Source organism: Synechococcus sp. H70.1, from assembly GCF_047502705.1.
Lineage (GTDB): Bacteria > Cyanobacteriota > Cyanobacteriia > Thermostichales > Thermostichaceae > Thermostichus.
Genome location: NZ_JANSIV010000106.1, coordinates 1 through 4,447, shown reverse-complemented (window position 1 = coordinate 4,447; position 4,447 = coordinate 1). Strand labels below are relative to the sequence as shown.

Sequence of the window (4,447 nt, the reverse complement as noted above, 5' to 3'; positions counted from 1 at the left end):
CCGGTCGGCTGCACTTTACCACCGACCTGGGCCTGGCAGTGAAAGCCAGCGAGGTGATTTTTATTGCCGTGGGCACCCCAGCTCTGCCCAGCGGCGAGCCGGATCTGCGCTACGTGGAGGCCGTGGCGCGGGAGATCGGCCAGCACCTGGACGACCGCTACCGGGTTATTGTCAACAAGTCTACCGTCCCCATCGGTTCCGGCGACTGGGTGCGTATGCTCATCCTCGACGGCGCCGCCGAGGCTGTCCAGCAACGTCTAAGCAGCCAACAGATGGCCCTGGCTGGAGGGGATCCCACCCCCTCCTCCCTGGCCACCCTGGACAAGTCTCCCTGTGTGCCGCCCTTCGACGTGGTCAGCAACCCCGAGTTTTTGCGGGAGGGCAGCGCCATCCAGGATACCTTCTACCCAGACCGCATCGTGATTGGCTCCAACAGCCCCCGCGCCATCGAGATCCTGCGGCAGCTTTACGAGCCCATCCTCAGCCGCCAACAGGGCTTGGGCGGGGATCCCGTGCCCTTGCTGGTCACCGACCTGGCCTCCGCCGAGATGATCAAATATGCCGCCAACGCCTTCTTGGCCACCAAGATTAGCTTCATCAACGAGATTGCCAACATCTGCGAGCGCACCGGCGCCGACATCACCCAAGTGGCCGAAGGGATCGGCCTCGATAAGCGCATTGGCCGCGCCTTCCTCAACGCCGGGATTGGCTGGGGGGGGAGCTGTTTCTCCAAGGATCTGGCCGCCTTGATCCAGACTGCGGCTGACTACGGCTATGAGGCCAAGCTGTTGCGGGCTACTGTCGAGGTCAACCGCGAGCAGCGGCAGCGCCTGGTGGAAAAGCTGCAGCAGGCCCTCAAGGTGCTTAAGGGCAAAACCATTGGCCTTTTGGGCCTCACCTTTAAGCCCCACACCGATGACCTGCGGGATGCGCCGTCTCTAACCCTCATCGAGCAGCTCCACCGCCTCGGGGCCAAGGTGAAGGCCTATGATCCCATTGTCTCGGCTTCGGGGATGCGGGAGGGCCTGGCCCATGTGGTGGTGGAAACGGATGTGTTCCGGCTGGCCCAGGATTGCGATGCCCTGGTGCTGGTGACGGAGTGGCCGGAGTTCTTGTCGCTGGATTACCGGCGCCTTGCCGAGCTGATGCGGCGGCCTTTGCTGATTGATGGCCGCAATTGCTTAGATCGGCAAACCCTTCAACAGGCGGGCATTACCTTAATTGGAGTGGGCTGGTGAAGATTCTGGTAACGGGTGGTCTGGGGTTTATTGGCTCCCATCTGGTCAGCCGCCTTCTGCAGGAGGGCCACGCAGTTATCTGCCTCGACAACGGCTACACGGGGCGGGAGGAGAACGTGCAGGCCCACCGCAACAACCCCGCCTTTACCTTGCTGTGGCACGATGTGGCCGAGCCGCTGCCGCCGGAGCTGGAAAAAGCTGGGATCGAGCAAATCTACCACCTGGCCTGCCCCGCCTCGCCGCCCCACTACCAGGCGGATCCCATCCGCACCATCCGCACCAGTGTCTGGGGCACCTACCACCTGCTGGAGCTGGCTCAAAAAACTGGGGCCCGCTTCCTCCTGGCTTCCACCTCGGAGGTGTACGGGGATCCCCAGGTGCACCCCCAGCCGGAGGACTACTGGGGCCATGTCAACCCCATCGGCCCGCGGGCCTGCTACGACGAGTCCAAGCGCCTGGCCGAAACCCTGACCTTTGATTGGCAGCGGCAACACCAGACGGAGGTCCGCGTGGCCCGCATCTTCAACACCTATGGCCCGGCCATGCGGGAAGACGATGGCCGCGTGGTCAGCAACTTCATCGTCCAGGCCCTGCGCGGGGATCCCCTCACCGTCTATGGAGATGGATCCCAGACCCGCAGCTTCTGCTACATCGCTGACCTCATCGAGGGCTTGGTGCGCCTAATGAACAGCGCCCACCCCGGCCCCTTGAACCTAGGCAACCCGCAGGAGTTCACCATCCTAGAGTTGGCGCAGCAGGTCTTGGCCCTCACTGGCAGCTCTTCTCCCATTGTCCACCGCCCCCTGCCAACCGACGATCCCAAGCAGCGCCGGCCCGACATTAGCAAAGCCCGCGCCCTGCTGGGATGGGAGCCGCAGATCCCTTTGTCCGTCGGCTTGGAGCTGACCATTCCCTACTTCCGCCGCCGCCTGGGGCTGGCGTAGGAGAATGCCCCCTGGAGTTCCCAGGCCACTGGCCACTTCTAGAGGTGAGTAGAGGGCCTCAAGGTTGTTACATACTACGATACAAATACGGAGAAGGGATGTTAGCCTAAGCAGGGGATCCCTAGGGCCATGGACACTTCTCCTCTATCTCCGGAAGAGCCGACCACCCTCCTGTCCCCAGAGAGCCGCAGGCTGGAAGGGAAGGGGGAAGTGGTGGGTGCCTTTTTGACAGTGCTTCAGGGATCCGACAGGGGCAGGACTTTCCGCCTCGAAGAGACAGCGGTAGTGGGGCGCAGCTTCCAAGCCGACATTCAGCTTTTCGACTCCACCGTCTCTCGGCGGCATTGCCGGCTGGAGAAGGTAGGGGAAAGCTATCTCCTCACAGATCTAGGCAGCCTCAACGGCACCTATGTCAACGGGGAACGGGTAACTTGCCGGGTTCTGGCGGATAGGGATCGCATCCAGGTGGGCAATAGCCTCCTGCAGTTTGCCTACTATGACCAGCTGGAGGAGACTTTCTTTTCCCAGATGGCCACTGCTGCCCTCTATGACCCACTCACAGGGCTGTACAACCGTCGGTTTTTCCTAGAGCACTTGCAGAGGGAGATTGCCTTTGCCCGCCGCCATCACTTTCCCCTCCACCTTCTCTACCTGGATCTGGACAACTTCAAGCTCATCAACGACCGCTGCGGACACTTGGCTGGGGATCAGGCCCTGATCCAGGTGGCCCAACAACTGCAGTCTCAAGTTCGCCGCGAGGACTTACTGGCCCGCCTAGGGGGCGATGAATTCGCCCTCTTGGTGCGCGGGATCCCGGACTCTCAGATCCTACCGTTGGCTGAGCGCTTGCGGCAGGCTGTCCAATCCCTTCCCCTGCAGGGGGGAATTCACCTCACCTGTAGCATTGGTGTCGCCTCTTTGCTCCGGCTTCCAGCAGAGACTGCTGCACCCAGCTTCCTAGAGGCAGCCGACCAAGCCCTCTACCAGGCCAAAACGCAGGGGGGCAACCGGGAGGTGTTGCTGTAGGGTTCAGGATCCCTCCACCAAGCTGGCATAGGCCTCGGCGCTCATCGTGTCCTCGAGATCCTCGGGGTTGGTCATGCGCACCTTGATCAGCCAGCCATCCCCATAGGGATCGTCGGCAATGCTCTCCGGGCTGTCCACCACCGCCTTGTTTACCGCCACCACTTCCCCCGAAACAGGGGCATAGAGATCCTCCACGGCCTTAACGGATTCCACTGAGCCAAAGCTCTCGCCCTTTTCAATCTCTGTCCCCTCCTCGGGCAGGCCGACAAAGACGATATCCCCCAGCTGATCGACGGCATAAGCGGTGATCCCAATCACCGCAATGTCATCCTCAACGCGAATGTACTCGTGGGTGTCCACGTAGCGCAGATGGGGTGGATACTCCAGGGCCATGCCGTTTCCCCCGCTCAATCCAGTCGACTATTCTAGGGCAACCCCAGAGCCTGGTAAAGCTCTCCCCAGGGGGGCTAAAGGAACTCCATCAGCAGCCGATTCACGGTTTGCGGCGCCTCCTGCTGCGCCCAATGGCCACACTCAGGGATGTACTCCTTGCGCAGGCCATTGGGGAAAAAGGGATCCATTCCCTCAGTCAGTTCACGGCTGAGGGCAAAGTCTTCCTCTCCCCAAATGAGTAGGGTGGGGGCGAGGATCTGCCGCAGGGGCTGCAAAAACAGGTTCTGCAGAGTGGGCAGGCTAAATAGGTGGCGATAGTAGTTGAGGGCAGAGGTGAGCACCTTAGGCTTGGCGAGGGCCTCTTGGTAGATCTTTAGGTCGTGGCGAGTGAAGGCGCTTTTGCGCACGGAGGTCTCTTGAAAAATACGCCGCACCCACTCCTCTAGGTTCCACTGCAGCACCCACTCCGGCAGCCAGGGCAACTGGAAGAAAAACAAGTACCAACTGCGGCGCATCTGATCCAAATTGGTCAGGAACTCCCGGCGAAAGCAAGCTGGGTGGGGAGAGTTGAGCACGGCCAGCTTGCGGATCTCATGGGGGAAAAGTTGCGCCCAGTGCCAAGCAATCGCTCCTCCCCAGTCGTGGGCCACCACCACCGCGCTTTTGACCCCAAAATGCGCCAGCAGGCCGCGGACATCCTCGGTGAGAGTATCCAGGTCGTAGCCGTAATCTGGCTTGTCGGAGTCGTTATAGCCGCGCAGATAAGGGGCCCCGAAGCGAAACCGCTGCGGCACCACCGGGATCTGGTGCCGCCAGGAATACCAAATGTCTCTTATACCCATCTCC

Annotated in this window: 5 protein-coding genes; 3 read left to right on the top strand and 2 right to left on the bottom strand. The window is 61.3% G+C overall.

Annotation, left to right across the window (positions count from 1 at the left end; genetic code table 11):
• The 3 genes from NW827_RS07835 to NW827_RS07825 all read left to right on the top strand — a co-directional run.
• Positions 1-1,238: UDP-glucose dehydrogenase family protein (locus NW827_RS07835; protein ID WP_414503532.1), on the top strand; the 1,238-nt coding region annotated here is incomplete at its 5' end.
• Positions 1,235-2,182, top strand: coding sequence for a UDP-glucuronic acid decarboxylase family protein (locus NW827_RS07830; RefSeq protein ID WP_414403271.1), 948 nt, complete (start codon positions 1,235-1,237; stop codon positions 2,180-2,182). The genes NW827_RS07835 and NW827_RS07830, both read left to right, overlap by 4 nt.
• A gap of 129 nt (positions 2,183-2,311) precedes the next feature.
• Positions 2,312-3,208, top strand: a complete 897-nt coding sequence (locus NW827_RS07825; protein ID WP_414403270.1) for a diguanylate cyclase domain-containing protein — start codon at positions 2,312-2,314, stop codon at positions 3,206-3,208.
• Between the two features lie 3 nt (positions 3,209-3,211).
• Here NW827_RS07825 and gcvH read toward each other — a convergent pair whose 3' ends face one another.
• Both gcvH and NW827_RS07815 read right to left on the bottom strand, forming a co-directional pair.
• The gene (gene gcvH, locus NW827_RS07820; protein WP_414359227.1) at positions 3,212-3,601 is read right to left on the bottom strand and encodes a glycine cleavage system protein GcvH; all 390 of its coding nucleotides are present in this window, start codon (positions 3,599-3,601) and stop codon (positions 3,212-3,214) included.
• A 74-nt stretch (positions 3,602-3,675) separates the two neighbouring features.
• Positions 3,676-4,447, bottom strand: a 772-nt coding sequence (locus tag NW827_RS07815) for an alpha/beta fold hydrolase (RefSeq protein WP_414503531.1), incomplete at its 5' end; no start/stop codon positions are given.

What these genes read in the sequence shown, in the direction of transcription:
- NW827_RS07825 (WP_414403270.1), top strand. Translation starts at nt 2,312, where the DNA reads ATGGACACTTCTCCTCTATCTCCGGAAGAGCCGACCACCCTCCTGTCC.
- gcvH (WP_414359227.1), bottom strand. Translation starts at nt 3,601, where the DNA reads ATGGCCCTGGAGTATCCACCCCATCTGCGCTACGTGGACACCCACGAG.